The organism is Caballeronia sp. GAWG1-5s-s, assembly GCF_023631445.1.
Lineage (GTDB): Bacteria > Pseudomonadota > Gammaproteobacteria > Burkholderiales > Burkholderiaceae > Caballeronia.
On the sequence record NZ_JALQDC010000023.1, the window covers coordinates 177,921 to 200,520 of the forward strand.

Annotated in this window: 18 protein-coding genes; 7 read left to right on the forward strand and 11 right to left on the reverse strand. The window is 64.0% G+C overall.

The genetic code is table 11. The annotated features are described in order from the left end of the window. Positions 1–16 precede the first annotated feature (16 nt). On the reverse strand, positions 17–241 hold the full coding sequence (locus tag NCR34_RS17390; protein WP_250500668.1) for a hypothetical protein: 225 nt from the start codon (positions 239–241) through the stop codon (positions 17–19). 245 nt (positions 242–486) lie between these two features. Between NCR34_RS17390 and NCR34_RS17395 the strand changes: the two genes are divergently transcribed. From NCR34_RS17395 to NCR34_RS17425, 7 genes are all read left to right on the forward strand, one after another. Further along, entirely contained in the window at positions 487–3,045 is a 2,559-nt protein-coding gene (locus tag NCR34_RS17395; protein ID WP_250500741.1) for a mechanosensitive ion channel domain-containing protein, read from the forward strand. A gap of 198 nt (positions 3,046–3,243) precedes the next feature. Then, complete coding sequence (locus tag NCR34_RS17400) at positions 3,244–4,320, forward strand: purine-nucleoside phosphorylase (RefSeq protein ID WP_502800101.1); 1,077 nt, start codon at positions 3,244–3,246, stop codon at positions 4,318–4,320. 513 nt (positions 4,321–4,833) lie between these two features. Beyond that, entirely contained in the window at positions 4,834–5,151 is a 318-nt protein-coding gene (flhD, locus tag NCR34_RS17405; protein WP_175941724.1) for a flagellar transcriptional regulator FlhD, read from the forward strand. A 17-nt stretch (positions 5,152–5,168) separates the two neighbouring features. After that, a complete protein-coding gene (gene flhC / locus NCR34_RS17410) occupies positions 5,169–5,840 on the forward strand; it encodes a flagellar transcriptional regulator FlhC (protein ID WP_175941722.1) in 672 nt (223 codons plus the stop codon). 176 nt (positions 5,841–6,016) lie between these two features. Continuing rightward, positions 6,017–8,422: a DNA polymerase II gene (locus tag NCR34_RS17415; protein ID WP_250500670.1), complete on the forward strand. Its 2,406-nt coding sequence runs from the start codon at positions 6,017–6,019 to the stop codon at positions 8,420–8,422. A 93-nt stretch (positions 8,423–8,515) separates the two neighbouring features. Further along, the gene (locus tag NCR34_RS17420) at positions 8,516–11,182 is read left to right on the forward strand and encodes an ATP-binding cassette domain-containing protein (protein ID WP_250500742.1); all 2,667 of its coding nucleotides are present in this window, start codon (positions 8,516–8,518) and stop codon (positions 11,180–11,182) included. 9 nt (positions 11,183–11,191) lie between these two features. Continuing rightward, positions 11,192–11,794: a ParB/Srx family N-terminal domain-containing protein gene (locus tag NCR34_RS17425; protein ID WP_250500671.1), complete on the forward strand. Its 603-nt coding sequence runs from the start codon at positions 11,192–11,194 to the stop codon at positions 11,792–11,794. Here the strand turns inward: NCR34_RS17425 and NCR34_RS17430 are convergent. The 10 genes from NCR34_RS17430 to NCR34_RS17475 form a co-directional block, all read right to left on the reverse strand. Next, positions 11,784–12,767 (reverse strand): UDP-glucuronic acid decarboxylase family protein, encoded by a 984-nt coding sequence (locus tag NCR34_RS17430; RefSeq protein WP_250500672.1) that lies wholly within the window; start codon positions 12,765–12,767, stop codon positions 11,784–11,786. The two genes, NCR34_RS17425 and NCR34_RS17430, sit on opposite strands and share 11 nt — an antisense overlap. Positions 12,768–12,803: 36 nt before the next feature. Then, entirely contained in the window at positions 12,804–13,763 is a 960-nt protein-coding gene (locus tag NCR34_RS17435; protein ID WP_250500673.1) for a glycosyltransferase family 4 protein, read from the reverse strand. Further along, on the reverse strand, positions 13,750–14,814 hold the full coding sequence (locus tag NCR34_RS17440) for a glycosyltransferase family 9 protein (RefSeq protein WP_250500674.1): 1,065 nt from the start codon (positions 14,812–14,814) through the stop codon (positions 13,750–13,752). Before NCR34_RS17440 ends, NCR34_RS17435 begins: the two co-directional genes overlap by 14 nt. After that, complete coding sequence (locus NCR34_RS17445) at positions 14,811–15,866, reverse strand: glycosyltransferase family 2 protein (protein ID WP_250500675.1); 1,056 nt, start codon at positions 15,864–15,866, stop codon at positions 14,811–14,813. Before NCR34_RS17445 ends, NCR34_RS17440 begins: the two co-directional genes overlap by 4 nt. Beyond that, the gene (locus tag NCR34_RS17450) at positions 15,863–17,608 is read right to left on the reverse strand and encodes a carbamoyltransferase family protein (protein ID WP_250500676.1); all 1,746 of its coding nucleotides are present in this window, start codon (positions 17,606–17,608) and stop codon (positions 15,863–15,865) included. Before NCR34_RS17450 ends, NCR34_RS17445 begins: the two co-directional genes overlap by 4 nt. A gap of 12 nt (positions 17,609–17,620) precedes the next feature. Then, positions 17,621–18,805, reverse strand: coding sequence for a lipopolysaccharide heptosyltransferase II (gene waaF, locus NCR34_RS17455; protein WP_250500677.1), 1,185 nt, complete (start codon positions 18,803–18,805; stop codon positions 17,621–17,623). Next, a complete protein-coding gene (locus NCR34_RS17460; RefSeq protein WP_250500678.1) occupies positions 18,802–19,380 on the reverse strand; it encodes a D-glycero-alpha-D-manno-heptose-1,7-bisphosphate 7-phosphatase in 579 nt (192 codons plus the stop codon). The genes waaF and NCR34_RS17460 overlap by 4 nt, the downstream gene beginning before the upstream one ends. After that, positions 19,377–20,666 carry a glycosyltransferase family 4 protein gene (locus NCR34_RS17465; protein ID WP_250500679.1) on the reverse strand — a complete coding sequence of 430 codons (1,290 nt, stop codon included), beginning with the start codon at positions 20,664–20,666 and terminating at the stop codon, positions 19,377–19,379. The genes NCR34_RS17460 and NCR34_RS17465 overlap by 4 nt, the downstream gene beginning before the upstream one ends. A gap of 197 nt (positions 20,667–20,863) precedes the next feature. Beyond that, positions 20,864–21,832, reverse strand: a complete 969-nt coding sequence (locus NCR34_RS17470; RefSeq protein WP_250500680.1) for a glycosyltransferase family 2 protein — start codon at positions 21,830–21,832, stop codon at positions 20,864–20,866. Next, the gene (locus NCR34_RS17475) at positions 21,829–22,548 is read right to left on the reverse strand and encodes a PIG-L deacetylase family protein (protein WP_250500681.1); all 720 of its coding nucleotides are present in this window, start codon (positions 22,546–22,548) and stop codon (positions 21,829–21,831) included. The genes NCR34_RS17470 and NCR34_RS17475 overlap by 4 nt, the downstream gene beginning before the upstream one ends. Positions 22,549–22,600 lie beyond the last annotated feature (52 nt).

Genomic DNA, 22,600 nt, shown 5'->3' on the forward strand with positions numbered 1-22,600 from the left:
TGCATATAAGGCAGACTCAAGGCAAATGCGCGGGCGCCCGCGCATAGTGCGGGCGCGGCGTGACCGGCGTCGCGGGCACTTGGGTGCGGCCGTGGTCCGGAACCTGCGTGACGCCCATCTCGGGCAACGGCGCTGTGTGTCGCCCATTCGCCTCAAGGGCGCCCGACGCGGCGCGCGGCGTGTTCGGCATGCCGCCCGGCGACGCGAAAAGCGGAGCGGGTGCGCCAAGTGCTACAGACAACGAAGTCGCCGCGAGCGCGACTTTCGCCCCGCGCGCACCGTCTTTCAACCAGCGAAATCGACCCCGGTACTGCGAACGTTTGAGCATTGTCCTTGTCATTGTGGTTTCAACTTCAACGCGATAGCACGCTTCGGTCCGCGGCGTGCAGTGCTTGCGGCGCGCCGCCTGTCGAGCCATCGCGTGATTCCGTGCCGTGCGCGTCGTCCGCATCGAGTCCCCGAAATTTCGTGATCTTCATCCGACCCATGCGCAACTATCTACTTGCCGTCTATTTCATTGTCGTGTCGGGCCTCGTCTCGATGCTTTCGCCAACCGCGCTGGCCGCAGCGCCCGCGCAGCATGCGTCGCAGCCTGCGGTCGCGCTGACGCCGCAACAGGCGCGCGATGCGCTCTCCGTTCTCGACGATCCGCAGCGGCGCGCGCAAGTAGCCGACACGCTGCGCGCCGTAGCCGCGGCCGGCACGCTCGCCGCGCCCGCGAGCGCGGCGCAGCCCGCTTCCGCTGCGGGCGCCGCGCCGGCATCCGGGGCGTCGGGCGTGCTGGCGAATTCGCTGAAGGCCAACGGCCTCGCATCGCAGATTTCGCGTCAGGCGGGCAACTGGCTCGTGCATTTCGGCACGGGGCTGCGGCACTCGGTGGCGGCGCTGCTCAACGTGCGCTCGGTGGTGCACTGGTGGCACGACCGGCTCGCGAGCGAGCAGGCGCGGGATCTGATGGCCCATGTCGCATGGTCGGTGCTGCTCTCGCTCCTGCCCGCGCTCGTGATCGAATATCTGGCGGGGCGTCTTCTGAGGAAGTCGCGCGAGAAAGTCGCCGCGCGCGGGGTCGCGGACGCCGAAGTGACCGAGCCGGAACTGGTGCAGGAGCAACGCGCCGCCGAACATGCCGAGGATGCGGCGCACCGCTCTGGCGACGAAGTGCAGCAGCATGTCGCGGAGCGAAAGGCCGACGCGGCGCGCGGCAAGCGCCATGCGGCGCGGCACTGGACCTTGCTGCGGCGTCTGCCGAACGCGCTGCTCTATCTCGTGCTGAAGCTGATCCCGCTCGGCGTGTTCATGGGCGCGGCGACCATTCTGATGTCGTTTTTCATCGACGACAACACGACCGAGGCGCACGTCGCGGGCGCGTTGATCGACGTGTATCTGGTCTGCCGCCTCGTGATGATCGTGTTCGGCTTCTTCGTCGCGCCGCGCGCGCGGGGCTTGCGGCTCCTGCAAATGCGCGATCAGTACGCGATGTACATGTACCGCTGGCTGCTGCGCATCGTGATCGTGGCGGGCGCGGGCATCGCGCTCGCGAACGGCTGCGAGCCGCTCGGCCTGACCGATGCCGCGCATATCGCGATTCTCAAGGTCGTCACGCTCGTCGTGCATCTGATGGTCGCGTGGGTGATCTTCGAATCGCGCAGGCTCGTCGGCGAGAGCATTCGCCAGCGCATGACGGCGTATCGGTCGGTCGCGCTCGTCGGCAGCTGGGTCGCCGATGTCTGGGCGGGCGTCGCGATCTTCTTCGTGATCGCGCTGTGGTTCGTCTGGGCGCTCGACGTGCAGAACGGCTACAGCACGCTCTTCCACCTCGGCGGCGTGTCGCTGCTGGTGCTGGTCGGCGCGCGCGTGGCTGCGATCGTCGCGTTCGGCGCGCTCGGGCGCATCTTCCGCGACAACGACGACGAAGACTTCGCCAGCAAGTCCATCGCGCATCGCCACGCGTACCGCTATTACCCGGTGCTGCGCCGGATCGTGCAGACGGTCATCGGCGTGGCGACCGTCATTGCGCTGCTGGAAGTGTGGGGCGTGCATGTCGTGCGCTTCTTCACCTCGGGCGGCGTGGGCAACCGGCTCGCGTCGGCGATTCTGACCATCGCGGTCGCCGCCGTCTTCGCGGTGCTCGTGTGGGAGACGGCCAACGTGCTGGTCGAGCGTCGTCTCGAACAGTGGAACGCCACGGGCGACCGCGTGCGTGCCGCGCGCCTGCGCACGCTCTTGCCGATGATGCGCACGGCGCTCCTCGTCGTCATCGGCATGGTGGTCGTGCTGACGGGGCTCTCGGAGATCGGCGTGAACACCGCGCCGCTGCTCGCGAGCGCCAGTATCTTCGGCGTGGCGCTCGGTTTCGGCTCGCAGAAGCTCGTGCAGGACTTCATCACCGGCATCTTCCTGTTGATGGAAAACGCGATGCAGGTCGGCGACTGGGTGACGGTCGCGGGCGTGTCGGGCACCGTCGAGTATCTGTCGATCCGCACGGTGCGGCTGCGCGGCGGCGACGGTTCGCTGTACACCGTGCCGTTCAGTTCGGTGACAACGGTGAACAACACGAACCGGGGCATCGGCAACGCGGCGGTGCGCGTATCGATTGCGCTCGGCCAGGACGTCGATCTCGCCATTGCGACGCTGAAGGAGATCGGCAGCGCGCTGCGCCAGGACGAGGCGTTCCGCGACGGCATTCTCTCCGACTTCAGCTTCTGGGGCGTGGATGCGGTCGATGGTTCGACCGTCACGCTCGCCGGCCAGATTCAGTGTCGCGACAGCGCGCGCTGGCCGGTGCAGCGCGAGTTCAACCGGCGCATTCTCAACGAGTTCACGGCGCGCGGCATCGAGATCGCGAATCCGCAGCGCAATTTCGTGATCGTCGGCGGCAACGGGCACGAGACCGCGCAGGAGCTCCAGCAGGATAGCGAACGGGCCGGCGCGGAACAGCGCGCGGAGCCGTCGAAGGCGTCGCAGCATCCGACGAGCGAAGCGGCCTCGGGCAGCAATGTCGCCGCGAACGCGCCGCCGCCGCGCGGCGCGCAGAGCGGTACATGAGCGGCACATGAGCATGGGAGCCCGCGCGGTCGAATAGCTTATTGGCTCTCCTATAATCGTCCGGGCCGGCCGCGCCGGCACATGATTGCCACGGCGCGGCGGCTTTTCTTCGAAGTTCGAACCTTCAAGAGGACGATGCTCGCCATGAAAATCGCCGCACGGTTTCAATCGACTCGTTTCAAGCGCGCGCCCGCGAAAATGCGCACGGCGCTCGCCGCCGCCGGCCTCGCGACGCTGTGTGCCTTCACCGGTTGCGCCTTCGCGCAACAACCCGACGACATGAGCGGCGAACGCCACGGAGACGGCGAACGCCACGGAGACGGCGGCCGGCACGTCAAGGTGATGATCGTCACCATGTTCGGGCCCGAAGGCCAGGTCTGGCTCGACAACCTCGGCCCGTGGCAGGCGGTGCATGTGCCGGGACTCTCGCCGGACTATCCGGATGTGCACTGTAATCGCGACGACGTGTGCGTCATCACCACCGGCATGGGCCACGCGAACGCCACGGCGTCGATCATGGCGCTTACGTTCTCCGACCGCTTCGACCTGCGGCACACGTACTTCCTGATCGCGGGGATCGCCGGAATCGATCCGGCGCGGGGGACGCTCGGCTCGGCGGCGTGGGCGAAGTATCTGGTCGATTTCGGCATTCAGTGGGAAATCGACGCCCGCGAAAAGCCGGCGGACTGGCCGACCGGCTTCCTCGGCATCAAGACGAAGAGTCCGCACGACAAACCGCCGCTCGACTATCGCACGGAAGTGTTCGCGCTGAACGCGTCGCTCGCGGACGCGGCCTATGCGCTTTCGCGCAACGTGACGCTCTCCGACAGCGATCAGGCGAAGGTGGCACGCGCCAAGTTCAACTACGCCCCCGCGAACCAGCCGCCACGCGTGATCCAGTGCGACACGCTCGCAGGCGATACCTGGTGGTCGGGCAAGTACATCGGCGAGCGGGCGCGTTACTGGACGCGCCTCCTGACCGACGGAAAGGGCGTCTACTGCACGACGCAGCAGGAGGACAACGCGACCTTCGAGGCGCTCAAGCGCGCCGCGAGCGTCAGGCGAGTGGATTTGTCCCGCGTGGCGGATCTGCGCGCCGGCTCGGACTTCGACCGGCCGTACGAAGGACAGACGGCCAGCGACAACCTTCTGAACTATTCGGCGCAGGGCGGTTTTACACCCGCCATTCAAAATTTGTATCTGACCGGCAATCCTTTCGTTCAGGAAATCGTCTCGCACTGGGGCGCGTGGCGCAAAGGCGTGCCTCAGCGGTAAGCATCGGGCAAACCCTCGTTTTGTCCGATGTCACAGCCAAGTAACAACACATCAGAATCTATTACATCTATAGCCGCGAATCGGTAATTTCCGGTATCGCGGCTTTTTTACCGTTTTTTGGCCGAAAAGCGCGTCTCAAAAATATCCCTTCAATGTGTCAACCGAACGCCCGAACGCCCCGTTGTTCCGGGCGTCAGGCGATTACTCATATAAAAAACCAGCCTCGCGAAATTCGAACGAGCAGACGAAAAACTCACGTCGAAACGCAGTCAAACTTGCCGGTTTCTCGACGAAGCAAACGTTACCGATCGAAAGTGTTGTTTGCAACAAAATATTATTGAGATGGTCTTGCGTTCGATTAAGGCCGTACTTAGAATCCGTTTCACAGTGTTGTTACAACTTGTAACGGCCTGTATCAAAGTTCGTAGCCGGGCGAAGAGAGCCCGGTGAGGCACAAAAAAGATATCGGCAAAAGCCGGCGAGAAAATCGGGGATTTACTGGAAGCAGCAACCATGAACGGTCGCGAGACGCTGGAATCGATCCGGGAAATCAACTTGTCTTACATCATGCTCGCACAGCGTCTGCTGCGCGAGGACCGGGCCATCGGCATGTTTCGGCTCGGGCTGTCGGCCGAACTGGCTGACCTGCTGTCGGGGCTCACGCTCGCGCAGGTCGTCAAGCTCGCGCAATCCGACAACTTGCTGTGCGCTTTCCGCTTCAACGATCACTCGATGCTGTCCGCATTGACGCAGCCCGCGAAGAACGCGGACATCGCGCCGACGCACGCAGCCATCCTGCTGGCTGGCCAGCCGGCCGAACAGTTCGCTTAAGAGAGACGGAGCGAGCCATGCTGAAGAAGAGCCTCACCGAAGACGCCCAGGAAGTGTTCCGCGCCATCGCGCTGATCGAACTCGGCGCGCGCATGCAAGTGCTGGAGAGCGAACTCACGCTTTCGCGGGATCGCATGATTCGTCTCTATCGCGAAGTGAAGGGCGTGTCGCCGCCCAAGGGCATGCTGCCGTTTTCGGCGGACTGGTACATGACGTGGCTCGCGAATATCCACGCATCGCTTTTCTACAACACCTATACGTTCCTCAAGAACGAAGCCGGTTGTTCGCATCTCGATGCGTTGACCAAGGGGTATCGGCTGTATCTCGAGCACTGCAATCATAGCGGCGCCGAGGCGGTACTCGACCTTACGCGGGCCTGGACTCTTGTGCGCTTCTTCGACGCGGGCATGCTGCAGATGACGGCGTGCTGCCGCTGCACCGGGAAGTTTGTCGCACACAAACATGATTTGCAGAACAACGTGGTGTGCGGGGCCTGCCAGCCGCCGTCACGCGCGGGGAAGACCAAGAAAGCGGCGGCCGCTCGACAGGCCGTTCAAGAAGCCGCTCTGGAGGTTGTGTCTAGCAAGAGCGAAGTGCCGCCAGCACCGGAGTTTCCGGCGCATGTCGCACTCGAAAACGTGGCGGCCTTGCAGCCGCCGCGCGCAAGCCTGGTCGCACAGGCTGCTTAGGCGGTAGCGGCGCCGGCGCATCCTTCGAGGACCATCCAGCGTGGATGTTCTGGATGGTGGATGACCGGCATGCCGCTACCGCGTTTTACTTTCTGCACTAGCTTTCTCGCTTCGTTCACGCCGGCGCGCTTTTCATGCGCGCCGCTGCATTTTCCGCCCCCAAGTAAAATGCTTCGATGGCACGCGCTTTCGAAGGACACGCCTTGGCTCAGGCACCGAATCACTCCCAGCAGGGCTTTTTGCTGACGCGTCATTGGCGCGATACGGCTGCGGGCACCGAGGTCGACTTCTGGCTCGCCACCGATGACGGTCCGCGCAAGGTCCGCATCGCGCCGCAAACGCCGGTTGCGTTTATCCGCGCGGAAGATCGCGATACGGCCGAGCCGCTCGTGCGCACGGTGCGCGATGCGCAATTGCGCGAACTGCCGCTCACGGACTTTCGCCAGAAGCCGGTGCTGGGGCTCTATTGCGCGCAGTATCGTCAATTGCTCGCGCTCGAAAAGACGCTGAAGAATGCGGGCGTGACCGTCTACGAAGCGGATATCCGTCCGACCGAGCGCTATCTGATGGAGCGGTTCATCACCGCGCCCGTTTCCTTCGAAGGCGAAGCGCGCGACGGCGTGGTTCACAGTGAGCTGAAGCCTGCGCCGGCGTATCGTCCGACGCTCAAGCTCGTCTCGCTCGATATCGAAACGAGCGCCACGGCCGAGCTCTATTCCATCGCGCTCGAAGGCTGCGGCGCGCGGCAGGTCTATATGCTCGGGCCACGCACGGGCGAGGCGCATCCGCCGCTCGACTTCGACCTCGAATATTGCGCGAGCCGCGCGGAGATGCTTCAGCGTTTCAACGCGTGGATCGCCGAGCACGATCCCGATGCGATCATCGGCTGGAACGTCGTGCAGTTCGATCTGCGCGTGCGGCAAAAGCATGCCGACGCTTATGACGTGCCGCTGGCCATTGGCCGGGATGGCAGCGTGATCGAATGGCGCGAGCACGGCATGAAGCGCAATCACTTCTTTGCATCCGTCGCGGGACGGCTCGTGGTGGACGGCATCGAGGCGTTGCGCTCGGCGACGTGGAACTTTCCTTCGTTCAGCCTCGAATACGTCGCGCAATCGCTACTGGGCGAAGGCAAGGCGATCGACAGTCCGTACGCGCGCATGGACGAGATCGCGCGGCGCTTTCGCGAAGACAAGCCTGCGCTCGCACGCTACAACCTGACGGACTGCGAGCTCGTCACGAAGATCTTCGAGAAGACCGAGCTTCTGCCTTTCCTGCTCGAACGCGCGACGGTGACAGGATTGGCCGCCGACCGCAGCGGCGGCTCGGTCGCGGCGTTCACGCATCTGTACATGCCGCGCATGCATCGCTTAGGGTACGTTGCGCCCAATCTCGGCGACGTGCCGGAAGAAGCGAGTCCCGGCGGTTTCGTCATGGATTCGCGGCCCGGTCTTTATGATTCCGTGCTCGTGCTCGACTATAAGAGCCTGTATCCGTCGATCATTCGTACGTTCCTGATCGACCCCGTCGGTCTCGCGCAAGGCATGAGCGAAGCGCAAGAACAGACGCGCACCGTGCCCGGTTTTCGCGGCGCGCGCTTTTCGCGCGACAAGCATTGTCTGCCCGCCATCGTCGAGCAAGTATGGGAAGGGCGCGAGGCGGCAAAGCGTCAGCGCAACAAGCCGCTTTCGCAAGCACTCAAGATCATCATAAACTCGTTCTATGGCGTGCTCGGTTCGAGCGGCTGCCGTTTCTTCGATCCGCGGCTCGCCTCGTCCATCACCATGCGCGGCCATGAAATCATGCATCGCACGCGCGAGCTGATCGAAGCACGCGGCTACAGCGTCATTTACGGCGATACCGATTCGACCTTCGTGTGGCTGCGCCGCGCCCGCAGCGAGGACGACGCCGCGCGCATCGGCCGCGCGCTCGTCGAGCATGTCAACGATTACTGGCGCGAGCATCTGCGCGAAACATTCGACCTCGAAAGCGCACTGGAACTGCAATTCGAAACGCACTTCAAGCGGTTCCTGATGCCGACGGTTCGCGGCACCGACGAAGGCAGCAAGAAGCGTTATGCGGGACTCACGCAACGCGCGGACGGCAGCGAAGAAATCATCTATAAAGGGCTAGAGACGGTGCGCACGGACTGGACGCCGCTCGCACAGCGTTTTCAGCAAGAGCTTTATATGCGCATCTTCAAGGACGAGCCTTATGAAGACTATGTGCGCGATTACGTCGAGCGCACGCGGCGCGGCGAGCTGAACGACTTGTTGATTTATCGAAAGCGTCTGCGTCGCAGCCTCGACGACTATGAGCGCAACGTACCGCCGCATGTACGCGCCGCGCGGACCGCTGACGAATTCAACGCGCAGCAGGGACGCCCGCTGCAATATCAGAACGGTGGATGGATCAGCTACGTGATGACGGTCGGCGGCCCCGAGCCGGTCGAAGCGCGTCATGCGCCGATCGACTACGAGCATTACGTGAGCAAGCAGCTACAGCCCGTGGCCGACGGCATTCTACCGTTCCTGCGCAACGACTTCGCCACGCTGATGTCGGGACAGCAAGCGCTTTTCTAGGCATCGAAAGACGAACGGGCGTGCGCGGGCGCGGCACTTGCTGCCGCTTTACGCGTTGCTTGCATCGACAACGAGAATGGAAGCATGCACATGATGACTGCGTCCACGGAAATCAGCCGCTCGCAAGTTCGTAACCGCATCGTGAAGGACCTTTGGCAGGCGATCTGGACGTTTCGCTTGCAGACGCTCGGTGCCGTCGCGTTGATGATTGCGTCGCGCCTTGCGGTGGTGTCCGTTCCCCTGATGCTGAAACACGTCATCGACGAGTTCAGCAAGCCCACCGCGAACGCCGTATTCCCGGTCTTCGTGATCCTGACGTACGTGCTGATGCGCTATCTCGGCGACGTGCTCAACGAAGCGCGCGACGTGCTGTTCAGCGTCGTCACGCAACGCACGGTTGCATCGTTTTCCGCGCGCACGTTCTCTCATTTGCACAACATGGGCGCGCGTTTTCACGCGCAGCGTGAAACGGGCGGCGTGGTGCGCGACGTGCAAAAAGGCGCGGACGGTATCGGCTTTCTGCTCGGCGTGGCCATTTTCACCATCGTGCCGACGCTCATCGAAATCGGCACGGTCGTCGCCATCATGGTGAGCCAGTATGCGAAGACCTTCATGGTTGCGATCGGCGCGACGTTCGTTTGCTACGCGATCTATACGCTGATTTTCACGCGCTACCGCATGCGTTTTCAACGCGCGGTGAACCGGCTCGAAGCGCAATCGGACAGCCGCCTCGTCGACAGCCTGTTGAACTATGAGACCGTCAAGCTCTTCGCGAGCGAAGACGTCGAACGCCAGCGTCTTTCCACCGTGCTCGACAAGTGGGTCGACGCGCGCACCGCGAACCAGCGCGCGTTGACGATCCTGCATGTGGGGCAAAGCACCGTGATCGCCATCGGCATCGCAGCCGTGATGCTGCTCGCCGCGCAGAGCGTGGTGGCGGGCACGATGAGCGTGGGCGACCTCGTGCTCGTGAACGCGTATATCGTGCAAGTGTGCGCGCCGCTCAACACGCTCGGCTTCGTGTTTCGCGAGACGAACGATGCCATCGTCAATGTCGAACGCATGTTCGAGATTCTGCTTGCGCGAGGCCGTCGCGGTGAAGACGTGGACGAGGCGGATGCCAAGCCGCTCGTCGTGACGGCCGGCGAGATCGAATTCGAGCATGTGGACTTCGGCTACGATCCGGCGCGACAGATACTGCGCGATATCGACTTCCGCGCGCATCCGGGCAAGAAACTCGCGGTGGTGGGCGGCAGCGGCTCGGGCAAGTCCACGCTCATGAAGCTGCTTTTCAGGCTCTATTCGCCGACGGCCGGTGTGATTACGATCGACGGTCAGGACATCCGGCAGGTCACGCAAAAGAGCCTGCGCGAAGCCATCGGCATCGTGCCGCAGGACACGGTGCTCTTCAACGATACGATCGCCTATAACATCGCCTACGGCCGGCCATCCGCCACGCGCGCCGATGTCGTGCGCGCGGCGCGTGCGGCGCAACTGGACAGCTTCATCGAACGATTGCCCGATCATTACGACACGCGCGTCGGCGAACGCGGCGTGCGGCTCTCGGGCGGCGAGCGGCAGCGCATCGCGATCGCTCGAGCCATTCTGAAAGATCCTCGCATCATCGTGTTCGATGAAGCCACCTCGGCGCTCGATACGCGCTCCGAGCGCGCTATTCAAAGTGAACTCGACCGGCTCGCGCAAGGCCGCACGTCCATCGTCATCGCGCACCGGCTCTCGACTGTCGTGAATGCCGACTGGATTCTCGTGATGGAGCACGGCCGCATCGTCGAGCAAGGTCAGCACGCGGAACTGATCGAGCGCGGCGGCGTGTATGCGCGTATGTGGGCGCTGCAATCGCAACAGGGCGAGCTCGCGCAAGTGCAGCGCAAGGTGTCGGCGCAACCGGTCGGCCTCGGCGCGTTGATCGCGGGCGTGGTCGATGGTCTGCACGAGGAGATCGTCGAACATGGCGTGCAGCTTTACACCATGATGCCCGATGCCGACTTGCGCGTGACCGGCGACCCCGGCGTGTTGCAGTTCGTGATCGCGGATCTGTGTCGCACGGAGATACGCGCGGCGGAGCGTGGCGAGCGCGTCGAACTGCGTGTGGAACGCGAAGCGAATCAGGTACGTGTTTGCGTGCTGGGCCGTCGCGCGCAGCCCGCGCCGCTTTCGCAGGAGCAGGCTCGCCGGCTCGAACAGGCGCTGGCGGAAACGGGCGGCACGTTCACGGTCGGCTATGTCGACGGCCACCTCGCCTATGTCGCGATGATGCCGCTGCGTCCCGTGGTCGATACCGACAGTCTCGCGGGCCTCGCGGAGCCGAACGCAAACGTTACCGGCAATCTGGAGGGCCTGTGCGTCATGGTGCTGGACGATCAGGAAGCCGCTCGCGAGGCGCTCGGCGCGGTGCTGGAGATGTCCGGGGCGGGCGTGAGACTGGCGGCATCGGGCAAGGAAGCGCTCGAATGGCTCGCGCAAGCGCCCACGCAGGAATGGCCCGATGCGTTCTTGTGCGACATCGTGCTCGGCGAAGAGGACGGCTATCAGGTGTTGCGCCGCGTGCGCGAACTGGAAGCAAGCCGGCGCGTGTCGCTCGGGGAGCGCATGCCGGCCATTGCGTTGACCGGACACACGCAGACGGAAGACCGGCTCCGCGCGCAGATGGCAGGCTTTCAGTTGCACTTGACAAAGCCCGTTCCCGCCGAGCGGCTGATCGCGGCGATCCGGCAGGTCGCCGCGCGCACCGAAGCATGAGGAGATGATATGGACACCGAAGCATCGGCGCGCATCGTTGAACTGAGACCGACGCAAGGCGCGCTCGGTATGGAGCATGTGCGCGAGAAAGTGCATCAAACGAGCAGCACGCCCGAGCACGAACGCGCGGCATTTCTGCGCGAACACGCGCTCCGTTTGGTGCGCGGGCCGGGCGACACGCTGCATGTGATCGATCACCATCACTGGGCGCGCGCGTGGCACGAACTAGGCATCGAGGTCGTGCCGGTCATGATCGCGTGCGACTACAGCGACCGCGATCAAGCTTCGTTCATCGCCGCGTTGCGCGAGCGGCGCTGGCTTCATCCCTTCGATGAGCAAGGCCGCGATACGCCGGTCGAAGCACTGCCGCCGTCCATTGCCGCGATGCCGGACGATCCGTATCTGAGCCTTGCCGCATTCGTGCGAATGGCGGGCGTCTATTCGGATCCTCCCGAGGCCAATGCCAAGTTCGCGTGGGCCGGATACTTTCGCGAGCGCGTGCACGGCGACTTCTCGTCGATTGCAGGTTTCGCCAAGGCGCTCGCGCAGGCAGTCGCCGCTTCTCGTGAAGACGAAGCGCGCGGACTGCCGGGACTCAACGTCAAAGCGTAGCCAGTGCCGAACGGGTCTGTTGCGCCTCGATGATCTGCCGGAAGTACGCGGCGGTGCGGCGCAAGCCTTCGTCGAGCATGGTCACCGGTTCCCAGCCGAGAAGCTGGCGCGCCTGCGTGATATCCGGCTGACGATGCCACGGATCGTCCATCGGCAGCGGGCGGAACACGATCTCCGACTTCGAGCCCGTCAACGCAACGATGCGCTGCGCGATCTCCAACATCGACAGTTCATGCGGATTGCCGAGATTGACCGGGCCCGTCACGTCGTCGGGCGTGTTCATCAAACGGATGAAGGCGTCCACCATGTCGTCCACATAGCAGAACGAGCGCGTCTGCGTGCCTTCGCCGTAGACGGTGATCGGCTCGCCGGCGAGCGCCTGCATCATGAAGTTGGACACCACGCGGCCATCGCTCGGATGCATGCGCGGGCCATACGTATTGAAGATCCGCGCGATCTTGATGTTGAGACCATGCTGCCGGCGATAGTCCATGAAAAGCGTTTCGGCGCAACGCTTGCCTTCGTCATAGCATGAGCGCGGGCCGATCGGATTCACGTTGCCCCAGTACGCTTCCTGTTGCGGGTGAACGCGCGCATCGCCATACACTTCGCTCGTCGATGCCTGAAAAATCTTGGCCTTCACGCGCTTGGCGAGCCCGAGCATGTTGATCGCGCCGTGCACGCTCGTCTTCGTGGTCTGCACCGGATCATGCTGATAATGAACCGGCGACGCAGGACACGCGAGGTTGTAGATCTCATCGACTTCCACGTACAGCGGAAAGGTCACGTCATGACGCATCAGTTCGAAGTTGGGACTGTCGAGCAGATGCGCGATGTTGTCCTTCGTGCCCGTATAGAAGTTATCGACGCACAGCACGTCGTGCCCTTGCGCCAGCAGGCGTTCGCACAGATGCGAGCCGAGAAAGCCCGCGCCGCCCGTCACCAGAATGCGCTTGCGATATGCTTCCTTCATGTCGGTTCCTTTTTGTGGTGATTGGGTCGCGGTCGGTCAACTGCACACATGGCGCAAGGTCGCTTCCCATTCGGCGGCGAAGCGGTCGATGTTGAAGCGTTCGAGCGCAAGACGGCGCGCGCCATCGCCGAGACGCCGCGCTTCTGCGGGATCGCGCAACAGTTGTTGCATGACATCGACGAGCGCGTTCGTATCGGTATGAATGAAGCCGCTCTCGCCGTTGCGAATGACGGTGGCGAGCTCCGTCGTAGCGAGACCGATGATCGGCATGCCGATCGTCATGGCTTCGACGATTGCGAGTCCCAGGCTCGTCCAGCGAATCGGGTTGAAGAAGAAGCGGTATTGCGCGGAGAACGCAGCCAAATCCAGATTGCCGATCTCGCCCAGACCGCCCGCCGATTCCGCGTCCATGCCGACCAGATCGAGCGGCACGCGTTGCGCGGCATCCGCGAACACGTCGCTGCCGAGCCTGCGCCCGCGCTGCCGCAAATGATTGATGACGACGATGCCGCGGTCCTTCTCGCCCGTATAGCGCACGCCTTCCGGCACGACCACGCCATGTTCGATCACGCGCGTCGGTGTCTCGCTGCTGTCCCACATCAGGCGATTGAAGTGCGTCACATGCACGAGTAGCGTGTCGCGATCCTGCACCCAATGGCGTTGCTCGAACGGATTCTCCTGCGGCGGATCGTGTTCGATATACACGCGAGGCAAGCGCCGCTGCGCATCCGAAAGCAGGTTGATGCGATCGTCGTCCCAGTGCGTGCGATGCTGAAACAGCACGACGTCGAACTCACGCGAAGCCACTTCGTCGGCGGGTACCTCATGGACGTTATCGCCCCACGGCAGCACGCCGACTTTGCCCGCGTAGCCGGGCGGATGACCGGGCTTCGTGACGAGATAGAAATCGTGCTTCGCCTGAGTCAGGTAGTAGAGGTAGTTGCCGTGCACGTGCCATGTGAGCACGCGCAGACGTCGTTGATTAGCAGTGGGCATCGGTTTCCAGTTTTTCTACGGGCAGTTGAAGTCGTGCGACGTCGAGCACTTGCGCGACGCTCACGTTGAGCGCGCAAGGATGCCCATACGGACACTCGCGGAACGAACACGGACGGCATGGCGGATAGTCCGCGAGCACGCGATGCCTGTCGTGATCGAGCGGCGCCCAACGTTGCGTGTCGCTGCCCGAGGCGATGACGACGCTTTTCGTTCGCATCGCGGCCGCCACGTGCGAAAGCCCCGTGTCGTTGCACACGATGAGTCGCGCGCGCGCGACCAGCGCCGCCAGCCCGCCGAGCGAAGTCTTGCCGGTCAGGTCGATCGCGTTCACGCCGGGCGTGTTCGCGATGCTCGCGGTGATGGCCGCTTCGCCTGCGCTGCCGGTCAACGCGACTTGCCAGCCATCGCTCGAAAGCGCGGCTGCCACTTGCGCGAAGCGTTCGGCGGGCCAGCGTCGCGAAGGCAACTGGGCGCCGGCATGCACGAGAACAAGCCGCGCGGTGTCGAGGCCATATCGTTCGATCAGTTCGTCGCACTCGCGCGTGTCGTGTTGCGTGAGCGGAATTTCGAGCTGCGTGTCGTGCGCATCGATACCGAGCGCCTGCATCAGCGCGTTGTAGCGCGCGACTTCCTGCAACGCGTCGGGCCACGGAATGAATACGCCTGCGCGCGGCGCTTCGTCCGGCTTGAGAAAGCCCGCGTTGACGCGCGCGTGCATCGCTTCGACGATATCGTTCGCCACGCCGCCGCTGCCGTGCAACTGGATAGCGAGATCGAAGCGGCGCGCGCGCATGGCATCGTAAAAGGCGGGAAGGTGCGCGTCCGTTTCTTCCTGCTCCGGAAAGCCCACGGCGCCCGGAAACAGGATCAATTCATCGACGAGATGCGCATAGCGTTCGACGAAACTATGCGCCCACGGCAAGCCGATCAGTGCGATGTGTGCATTCGGATAAGTGCGGCGCAGGGCACGCATCGCGGGCACGCAGCAGAGCATGTCGCCTAGCTGAAGCGCCCGAAAAATCGCAATGCGCTCGACGTGCTCCGGTTTCATATGAACACCACGCGGAACTTGACGGCGCCGTAAATTCGCCAGTACACCGAAAGAAACGGTATCCATAGCGATGTCCACGCCATTTCGAGCACGTGCGACGGTGTCAGCGCGGTCGACTTCAGGCGCTTGAAGCAGAACCATGCGGTCATGCCGAGCCAGGCCGCGAGGCACACGCCCGCGAGCTTGTTGTTGCCGTTCGCGAGCGCGAACACCGCCACGACTACCGCGACGATGATCGCGTAATAGAGCAGCGGCGGCAGGCTGCGAATGCGTGTCTTGAAGAGCGACCGATGCTTCTTGTAGAGCAGCGCATCGAACTGGCTCTTCTTCTGCTGCGACAAGCTCACGCCCCAGCGCGCAGGCCGCACCGGATGCAGAACCATCGCATCGTGCGATCGCACGATATGCGCGCCAATGCGCATCAGTTCGAATTGAAGGTCGGAGTCTTCGCGCCATGCCGACGTGAAGCGCGCATCGAAGCCGTCCACGCGTGCGAGCGCCGAGCGCGTCACGAACGTGTTCGCGGTCGCGAATTCCGCGCGAGAAAGGCCGGCTGCGTCTTGCTCGTAGTCGGTCGGACGAGGGCCGAGCGGCACCACGATACGCCCCGATACGGCGTCCGCGCCCGCCCGCAACGCGGCCACGCCTGCCGCGAGCCAATGCGGATCGGGAATCGTGTCGTCGTCGGTGAACGCGATCAGCGGCGCGCCCGATGCGCGCCATCCCGCATTGCGAGCGCCCGCAGGGCCTTGCGTCGCGGTGACGGGAACATAGCGGATGCGGGGCGCTTCGTCGAACTCGCGTGCGAGCGCGGTCACGCGCGAGCGCGTGGCTTCATCGGGACCGTCATCGCACACGATGATCTCGAAGCGCCCCTTGTCGTAGTCCTGCGCGATGATCGCGCGCAGACAGCGTTCCAGCATGTCGGGCCGCCGATACGTCGGCACGACCACCGACACGTCGAAGGCCGCGCCCGCCGCTGCGCCCGCATTGCGCTGCGTGGACGCGTCCCTCGCGCCGTCGTAGGGAAACGAGCCTGCAATCGTGCTCATGCACGCACTCCCGGCTTTTCGATCAGGAACGGCCCGATCACGAGCGCATCCAGCGGCGAGGTCCAGAACGATTCGAGCGCATCGCGCGGGGAATTGACCATCGGCTCGCCGCGCGTATTGAACGACGTATTCACGAGCACCGGCACGCCCGTACGCGCCTTGAATGCGGCGAGCAAGTCGTAATAGAGCGGATGCTGCGGGCGGTTTACGGTCTGCACGCGAGCGGTGCCGTCGATATGCGTTACCGCCGGAATGCGCGACTTCATGTCCTCGCGCACATCGAATACGAAGAGCATGAACGGCGCGACGCGTGCATCGACGAACCAGTCGGCGGCGTGTTCTTCCATCACCACGGGCGCAACAGGGCGAAAGTCTTCACGATCCTTGATTTCGTTCAGGCGCGCCTGCATGGACGGATCGATCGGCGACGCGAGGATCGAGCGGGCACCGAGCGCGCGCGGACCGAACTCCGTGCGTCCCTGATACCAGCCGATCACGCGATTGGACGCCAGAATCTCAGCGGTTTCGCTCGCAATGTCGTTCAGCCGGCGATACGGCGTCTTCGACCACTTGAGGAACTGCTCGATCTCGTCGTCTTCATAACGCGGGCCGAGATACGCGTGATTCATGTGCCAGCGGCGGCTGCTATCGCCTTGCTTCACGCGCTCCTGATAGTCAGTCCAGAGCGCCGCGCCGAGCGCGGTCCCCGCATCCCCCGCAGCAGGTTGAACCCAGATGTCTTCGAACGGACCCCGGTCGCGCAGACGCGCGTTCATCACGCAATTGAGCGCGACGCCGCCCGCCATCGCGAGATGCTTGAGGCCGGTGCGTTCATGCAGCCAGCGCGCGAGATCCAGCGCCGTTTCTTCGAGCACCACTTGCAGCGAATGCGCGATGTCGTAGTGATGCTGCGTGAGCGGACCGCCGCGTTCGCGTCGCGGGCCGAAGCGCTCGACAAGACGCGGCGCATCCACGGTATAGCTGCCGTCGTTGCGATACTTCACGATCTCGCGGAACTGGTCGACGTATGCGGGCTTGCCGAACGAGGCGAGCGCCATCACCTTGTACTCGTCCGACGAGTGAAGGAAGCCGAGATAGTCCGTCACGGCTTCGTAGAGCAAGCCCAGCGAATGCGGTAGTTCCACCTGTTTGAGGCGCTTGTACTCGCCATCGACGAACTGGCCGAGACTCGTCGTCACGCCTTCACCGCGGCCGTCCATCGTGAGCACCGCCGTGTTCTCATACGGCGCCGCGAGAAACGCGCTCGCCTCATGCGACAGATGGTGATCGACGTTGTGCCATTCGAAGCGCGGCGCGCGTCCGCCGCTGGCGAAACGCTTCTTCAGATGATGCGGCGCGCCGTCGAGCAACTGGCCGCGCGCATTGACGATATAGCTCAGGAAAAGCGGGTCCCACGGCGATTCAGAGGGATTGCCAGTCACATGCTCCGACGGCATGAAGGGCAGGGCGATGGTCGCCTTCGCCTGCTTGGGCATGCCCGAGAACAGATGCGGATCGTACGAATACGCTACATGGTCGATATCCGCGAGTTCGATGCCGGCTTCCTTCAGGCAATAGTCGATGGCATCGAAAGGAAGCTGCCACGTCGAGAAAGGCACGGGGCGCTTCGCATGCTTCACATGCGTGAAACGCTCGTCTTCCGCCGCCGCGATCACGACGCCGTCGCGAACCAGCGCCGCCGCGCTGTCGTGATAGACCGCATTGATTCCGAGTGTGTACATAAGGCGCGTCTCTCAGGGTAGTGTCAGATGAGCAGGATGGTGTTCGGTGCGGGCATCGAGTAAGGACAGCGCGGCATCGACGACTTCATCGACGCTCACGCCGAGCAGACACGCGTGATGCCCTTCGGGACACACGCTGCGATAGCACCAGCGGCAGGGCACATCGCGGTACAGCACGCGATGCGGCGTTTGCCACGGCATATGCTGCGGATTAGTGAGCGCATAGAGATCGACGACCGGCGCGTTAAGCGCCGACGCGATATGCACGGGACCGCTGTTGTTGGAGATCAGCACGCGCGCATGAGCGATCAGTGCCGCGAGCTCGCCCAGTTCGAGCGCGCCCGCGAGACTGACGACGCGCGCATCGCCGGCACTGACGGTCTCGCACAATGGGGCTTCGCTCGCCGAGCCGGTCACGAGCACGGGCCAGCCGGTTCGATCCGCGAGCACGCGCGCGGCCTGCGCGAATCGCTCGGGCGGATAGCGCCGCGATGCAGCGGTCGCGCCGGGATGCATGACAAAGAAGGGCGCGTCGAGATCGACACCGCGTTCGTCGAGCTTGCGCCCAAGCGATGTCTCGTCTTCGGCGCGCAACGCGAAGCGCATGCGCGTATCCGCGTGCGTTGCGCCGACGCTCTCGACGAGCGCAAGCTGCCGCTCGACTTCGTGTCGCGTGCCCTGTTGCGGCTCGCGTTCTGCGACCCAATCGGTTAGCAGGCCGTATGGATTCTCGCGGCAATGCGCGAGGCGTCGGGGAATCTTCGCCAGATGACAAAACATCGCTGCGGGAAGCGGATTCTGGCTATAGACCGTGAAGATGACGGCGGCATCGAAGTCGAGCGATGCAAGCCGCTCGCACATCGCGATGTCGCCGCTCGCATCGATGGGCTTGTCATGCTTGACCCACGGCGCGTCGTATTCGATCACGTCGTCGATATCGTCGATGAAGCGCGCCGCCTGCGCGCCCGAGCGCGATGCGAGCAACGTGAGATGCCGCCCCGGATACGCGTGTTTGAGCGCATGCAGCGCGGGCGTCGTCATCAGCACGTCGCCGAGATTGTCGAGTCGAATGCAGAGAATGCGCCGCACGTCCGCGCCCCATACGCGCTGAGGCGCGATGGCCGGCGCGCGCGCGTGCGCGTTCGCGGGCTGAAGAGGGATGGCGATATCGTTCGCCCGTGGCGGATCCCGCTTCATGTGGCGAGCTCCGTCGCATGCCACGCACGCTCGATGATGCGCGCGGCTTCGCCCATGTCCTTCGCAGTGGCATCCGGTTCACGCAACGGACCGCGCTGCCACAGCGTCTCGTTGCCGTTGTCGATCAGCACCGCGCGACAGCCCGCGCGATGGCCTGCTTCGATATCGTCGAGGATGTCGCCGACGAACCAGCTTCGCGCCAGGTCGAGGTCGAGTTCGCGCGCGGCCCGCTGAATCATGCCCGGCGCGGGCTTGCGGCAATCGCATGCGCGTGCATAACGTGCGACCGTGCCTTGCGGATGATGCGGACACCAGCAGATGCCCGCGAGCCGCGCGCCCGCTTCGGCAGCGAGCTCGTGCAACTTGCGTTCAACGTGCCGCAGCGCGGATTCATCGAACTTGCCGAGCGCGACACCACTCTGATTGCTGATGACGACAATCGGCACATTCATGCGCGCGAAGATGGCGAGCGCATCGCGTGCGCCTGGTGCAAGACGCATCTTCGCGGGGTCGACGTTATAGGGCACGTCGTCGAGCAGCGTGCCGTCTTTATCGAGGAAAACGGCGGGCTTCATGCGGTGGCGCTGCCGTATGCGGCGCGCCGGCTGTCGAGGTCCTGCGCGATATCGACGCCCGCCACGCGCGCATAGACGCGTTCGAGCGACTGCGCGACGCCGGACCATGTGAACATCGCGCGAGCGCGTTCGAGGCCCGCTGCGCCCATGCGTTCGGCGCGCGCGGGGTCGCGCTTGAGCGTGGCGAGCGCATCGGCAAGCGCGCGCGGGTCTTTCGGCGGCACGAGCAGGCCCGTTTCCTCGTGCGCCACCGAATAGCGGATGCCGCCCACGTCCGCGCCGATGACCGGCCGGCCGCAGGCCATGGCTTCGAGCGGCGTGATGCCGAACGGCTCATACCACGGCGTCGTCACGAACACATCGGCTGCGTTATAGAAGGTCTTGAGGCGTTGCCTTCCATGACGGCCGAGAAAGTTCACCTTGTCGGCCACGCCGCATTCCTGCGCAATGCCGCGCAAACGCCCGATTTCCGGCGTCGCGATCTCATTCGCTTCATCGGAGTTGCCGCCGATCACATACAAATGGGCGTCTTCGTTCAACTCGCGATTGCAGAGGCCGATGCCGCGCACCACGTTGTCGATGCCCTTGCGCGGCACCATGCGTCCGAGTTGCAGCACGATGAAGCGGTCCTGCGGCCAGCCGAGACGTTCACGCGCTTCGGCCTTCTTCATCGGATGAAACTCGGTGCTGTCGAAGCCGCACGGCACGAGGTCGATGCGTTCGCGCTCCGCGCGATACAGCGACACGAGGTCCGCTTCGTCTTGCGGGCATTCCGCGATCACCGAATCCGATTCGCGCACGAGCGCATCTTCGATCTCGAAGCGTTCATCGGGAAAGCCATCGCCCGCGCCTTGATGAATGCGCCGCACGCGGCCGAGCGCATGAAACGTGGTGACGAGCGGCACGCCCAGCGCTTCCTTGATGCGCATACCGACGAGTCCCGACATGAAGAAGTTCGCATGCACGACGTGATAAGGCGTCGCCTGCTTCTTGAAGAAGCCGATCATGAAGCGAGCGAACTCGTCCATGTGCGGAAGAAGCTGTTCCTTCGCCAGTTGCACCGGCGGACCCGCCGGCACGTTGATGACGCGAATGCCGCGTATGCCTTCGAAACGCGACACCAGCGGCAAGAGAGAACGGTCGCGGCGCGTGAAGACATCCACTTGATGGCCGTTGCGCGCGAGCTGCCGCGCGACGTGCGCGACATAGATATTCTGCCCGCCGCTGTCGACACCGCCCGCTACCGCGAGAGGCGACGCATGCTCACTGATAAGTGCGATCTTCACGTGTAGGCCCCCTCGATTCGCGTTGTTCGAAATGGGCTTCGAGCCGTTGAGCGCGCACAGGGATTGCCGCGTCTTTCGAAGCTTGATGGCCTGTGAGCATTCGTTGTGCCACCAGCGCAAAATTGCGCAGAATCGTTGGTTCGTTGCGGGACGAACAAAATTTCGTTAGACGTAGCTTCGACAGCAGCGGCGCGGTTTTACACGGTGTGTGTAGCGTCTGCCGGTATCGTGGCGTGTTTGCTTGCTTCTGCTCGAGCATGGCGGCGATCGTCTTCGCGCACGATCGATCGCATGATCCGCACGTGAGCGCCCACCACGCGCCGATGTGCGAGCGCCCAGGGCAATCCACGCAACATCTGAATCGCATCTCGCCAGAACGCGCCTTCGCGCCGCATGACGGCGAGCGCCTGCATGCTCGCGTGCAAGGCTTCGGAGAGCGGCAAGCGAAGCCACGCGACCCACGCCGCGTTACGCGCGAGCAGGCGCCGGCGCAAGGCGCTGTCGCGGATCGGAGAAGGGTGATGATGCAGCACGAGTTCGTCTGCATAGACGAGCGCGTGGCCGTGATCGAGCATGTCGAGCGCAAGCAGCGATTCCTCGCCGCCTATGAAAAGCCGCGGCTCATAGCCGCCCATATTCCGATAGACGCTCGTGCGAAACACGCTCGCGCCGGCCATGTAGCCGATGAGCGCCGGCCCCGGCAGACCGTTAGCGCCGAGCGGGCTCACGCGCATGCGCTCGCAGGTTTCGTCGGCATCGCCGTTTTCGCCGACGACCACGCGCGCGCTCAGCACCGCGACGCGCGGCGCGGCATCGAGGATCTCGACTGCGCGCGTGAGCGAGCCCGGGCTCCACCACGTGTCGTCGTCGCAGAAGGCGACGTACTCGGTGCGGACCTTCGCCACGCCGAGATTGCGCCCCGCCGCGCCCATGTTCGACGGCGCGACGACGAGTTCGACGAACGGGAAGGCTTGCGCGATGCGTGCCGCGGTATCGTCGGACGACGCGTTATCGACCACGACAATGTCGATGCGATCCGGCAGCGCCGCGAGTCTTTCCAGCGTGTCGAGTACCTGGTCCGCGCGGTTGTAGGTCAGCACGACAACGGTGAGGCGCGCGGCGGCGTCGTGAGCAGCGCGCGCAACGCGTTGCGGCAGCGAGCTCATGCGCGTGCCTCCGCAACTTCGAGCGTCCAGAATCGCTCGGGCAGGAATACGTCGTCGTATCCGTTCGGGCCGAACGCCTTCAACTGGCTCGGATACGCGTTCACCGCTTCGCGCTTCACCGCTTCGCGGCGCGCGGCTTCCGCATGCTCGGGAAGGCGCGCATTGAGCGGCGTGGCGTCGATGCCGCGTTCCATCAAGTCCGCGAGCCGCTGCTGCAAGAGTGCGCGCTTGCATCGGTACAGCGCCTCTTCATATGCGATGCACGGCCGCTCCGGATGACGCAACCATGCATCGCACGCGGCCTCGTGCACGAGCGCGTGGTCCGAATGAAAGAGGCCGAGCGGGATCAGCAGCGCTTCGGGGCGATGCTCGTCTATCGCGTCGAGAAACGCCTGCGTCAAGGTCGCGCGCGTGGGCTTGTCGGCCTCGGGCGCGAAAGGTACGTATTGCGAGTCGAGGAAGCCGAGATGCAGCGGCGTCACGCCGAGCAGCCCGAGCGCGCGGTTGTCTTCTTCGATACGCGCGACCATCGCCTCTTTCGCGTCCGAGAAGCCGCACTGGGCGTCCCAGTCCGTGCTGGCATCGGCAGGGGGGCAGCCCGTGAAGACCGTGCAGACGAGTACGTCCGAGGCGCCGGCGAGCGACGCGCCGCAGCCGAGCACGGCGTCGTCGAGATGGGGAGAGATGAGCAGCGTTTTGCGCGGGACGTCGATCATGGAGGAGCCGTTGAGAGCGAATGACGGCTCGTCCAAACGCAAATACCGCGCC

Excerpts from the sequence above, each read along its gene's own strand:
- NCR34_RS17475 (WP_250500681.1), bottom strand. The coding sequence starts at position 22,548 with ATGATCGACGTCCCGCGCAAAACGCTGCTCATCTCTCCCCATCTCGAC.
- NCR34_RS17445 (WP_250500675.1), bottom strand. The coding sequence starts at position 15,866 with ATGAGCACGATTGCAGGCTCGTTTCCCTACGACGGCGCGAGGGACGCG.
- NCR34_RS17430 (WP_250500672.1), bottom strand. The coding sequence starts at position 12,767 with ATGAAGGAAGCATATCGCAAGCGCATTCTGGTGACGGGCGGCGCGGGC.
- NCR34_RS17400 (WP_502800101.1), top strand. The coding sequence starts at position 3,244 with ATGCGCACGGCGCTCGCCGCCGCCGGCCTCGCGACGCTGTGTGCCTTC.
- NCR34_RS17425 (WP_250500671.1), top strand. The coding sequence starts at position 11,192 with ATGGACACCGAAGCATCGGCGCGCATCGTTGAACTGAGACCGACGCAA.
- NCR34_RS17450 (WP_250500676.1), bottom strand. The coding sequence starts at position 17,608 with ATGTACACACTCGGAATCAATGCGGTCTATCACGACAGCGCGGCGGCG.
- NCR34_RS17415 (WP_250500670.1), top strand. The coding sequence starts at position 6,017 with ATGGCACGCGCTTTCGAAGGACACGCCTTGGCTCAGGCACCGAATCAC.
- NCR34_RS17435 (WP_250500673.1), bottom strand. The coding sequence starts at position 13,763 with ATGCCCACTGCTAATCAACGACGTCTGCGCGTGCTCACATGGCACGTG.
- waaF (WP_250500677.1), bottom strand. The coding sequence starts at position 18,805 with ATGAAGCGGGATCCGCCACGGGCGAACGATATCGCCATCCCTCTTCAG.
- flhD (WP_175941724.1), top strand. The coding sequence starts at position 4,834 with ATGAACGGTCGCGAGACGCTGGAATCGATCCGGGAAATCAACTTGTCT.
- NCR34_RS17395 (WP_250500741.1), top strand. The coding sequence starts at position 487 with ATGCGCAACTATCTACTTGCCGTCTATTTCATTGTCGTGTCGGGCCTC.
- NCR34_RS17470 (WP_250500680.1), bottom strand. The coding sequence starts at position 21,832 with ATGAGCTCGCTGCCGCAACGCGTTGCGCGCGCTGCTCACGACGCCGCC.
- flhC (WP_175941722.1), top strand. The coding sequence starts at position 5,169 with ATGCTGAAGAAGAGCCTCACCGAAGACGCCCAGGAAGTGTTCCGCGCC.
- NCR34_RS17440 (WP_250500674.1), bottom strand. The coding sequence starts at position 14,814 with ATGAAACCGGAGCACGTCGAGCGCATTGCGATTTTTCGGGCGCTTCAG.
- NCR34_RS17420 (WP_250500742.1), top strand. The coding sequence starts at position 8,516 with ATGACTGCGTCCACGGAAATCAGCCGCTCGCAAGTTCGTAACCGCATC.
- NCR34_RS17460 (WP_250500678.1), bottom strand. The coding sequence starts at position 19,380 with ATGAAGCCCGCCGTTTTCCTCGATAAAGACGGCACGCTGCTCGACGAC.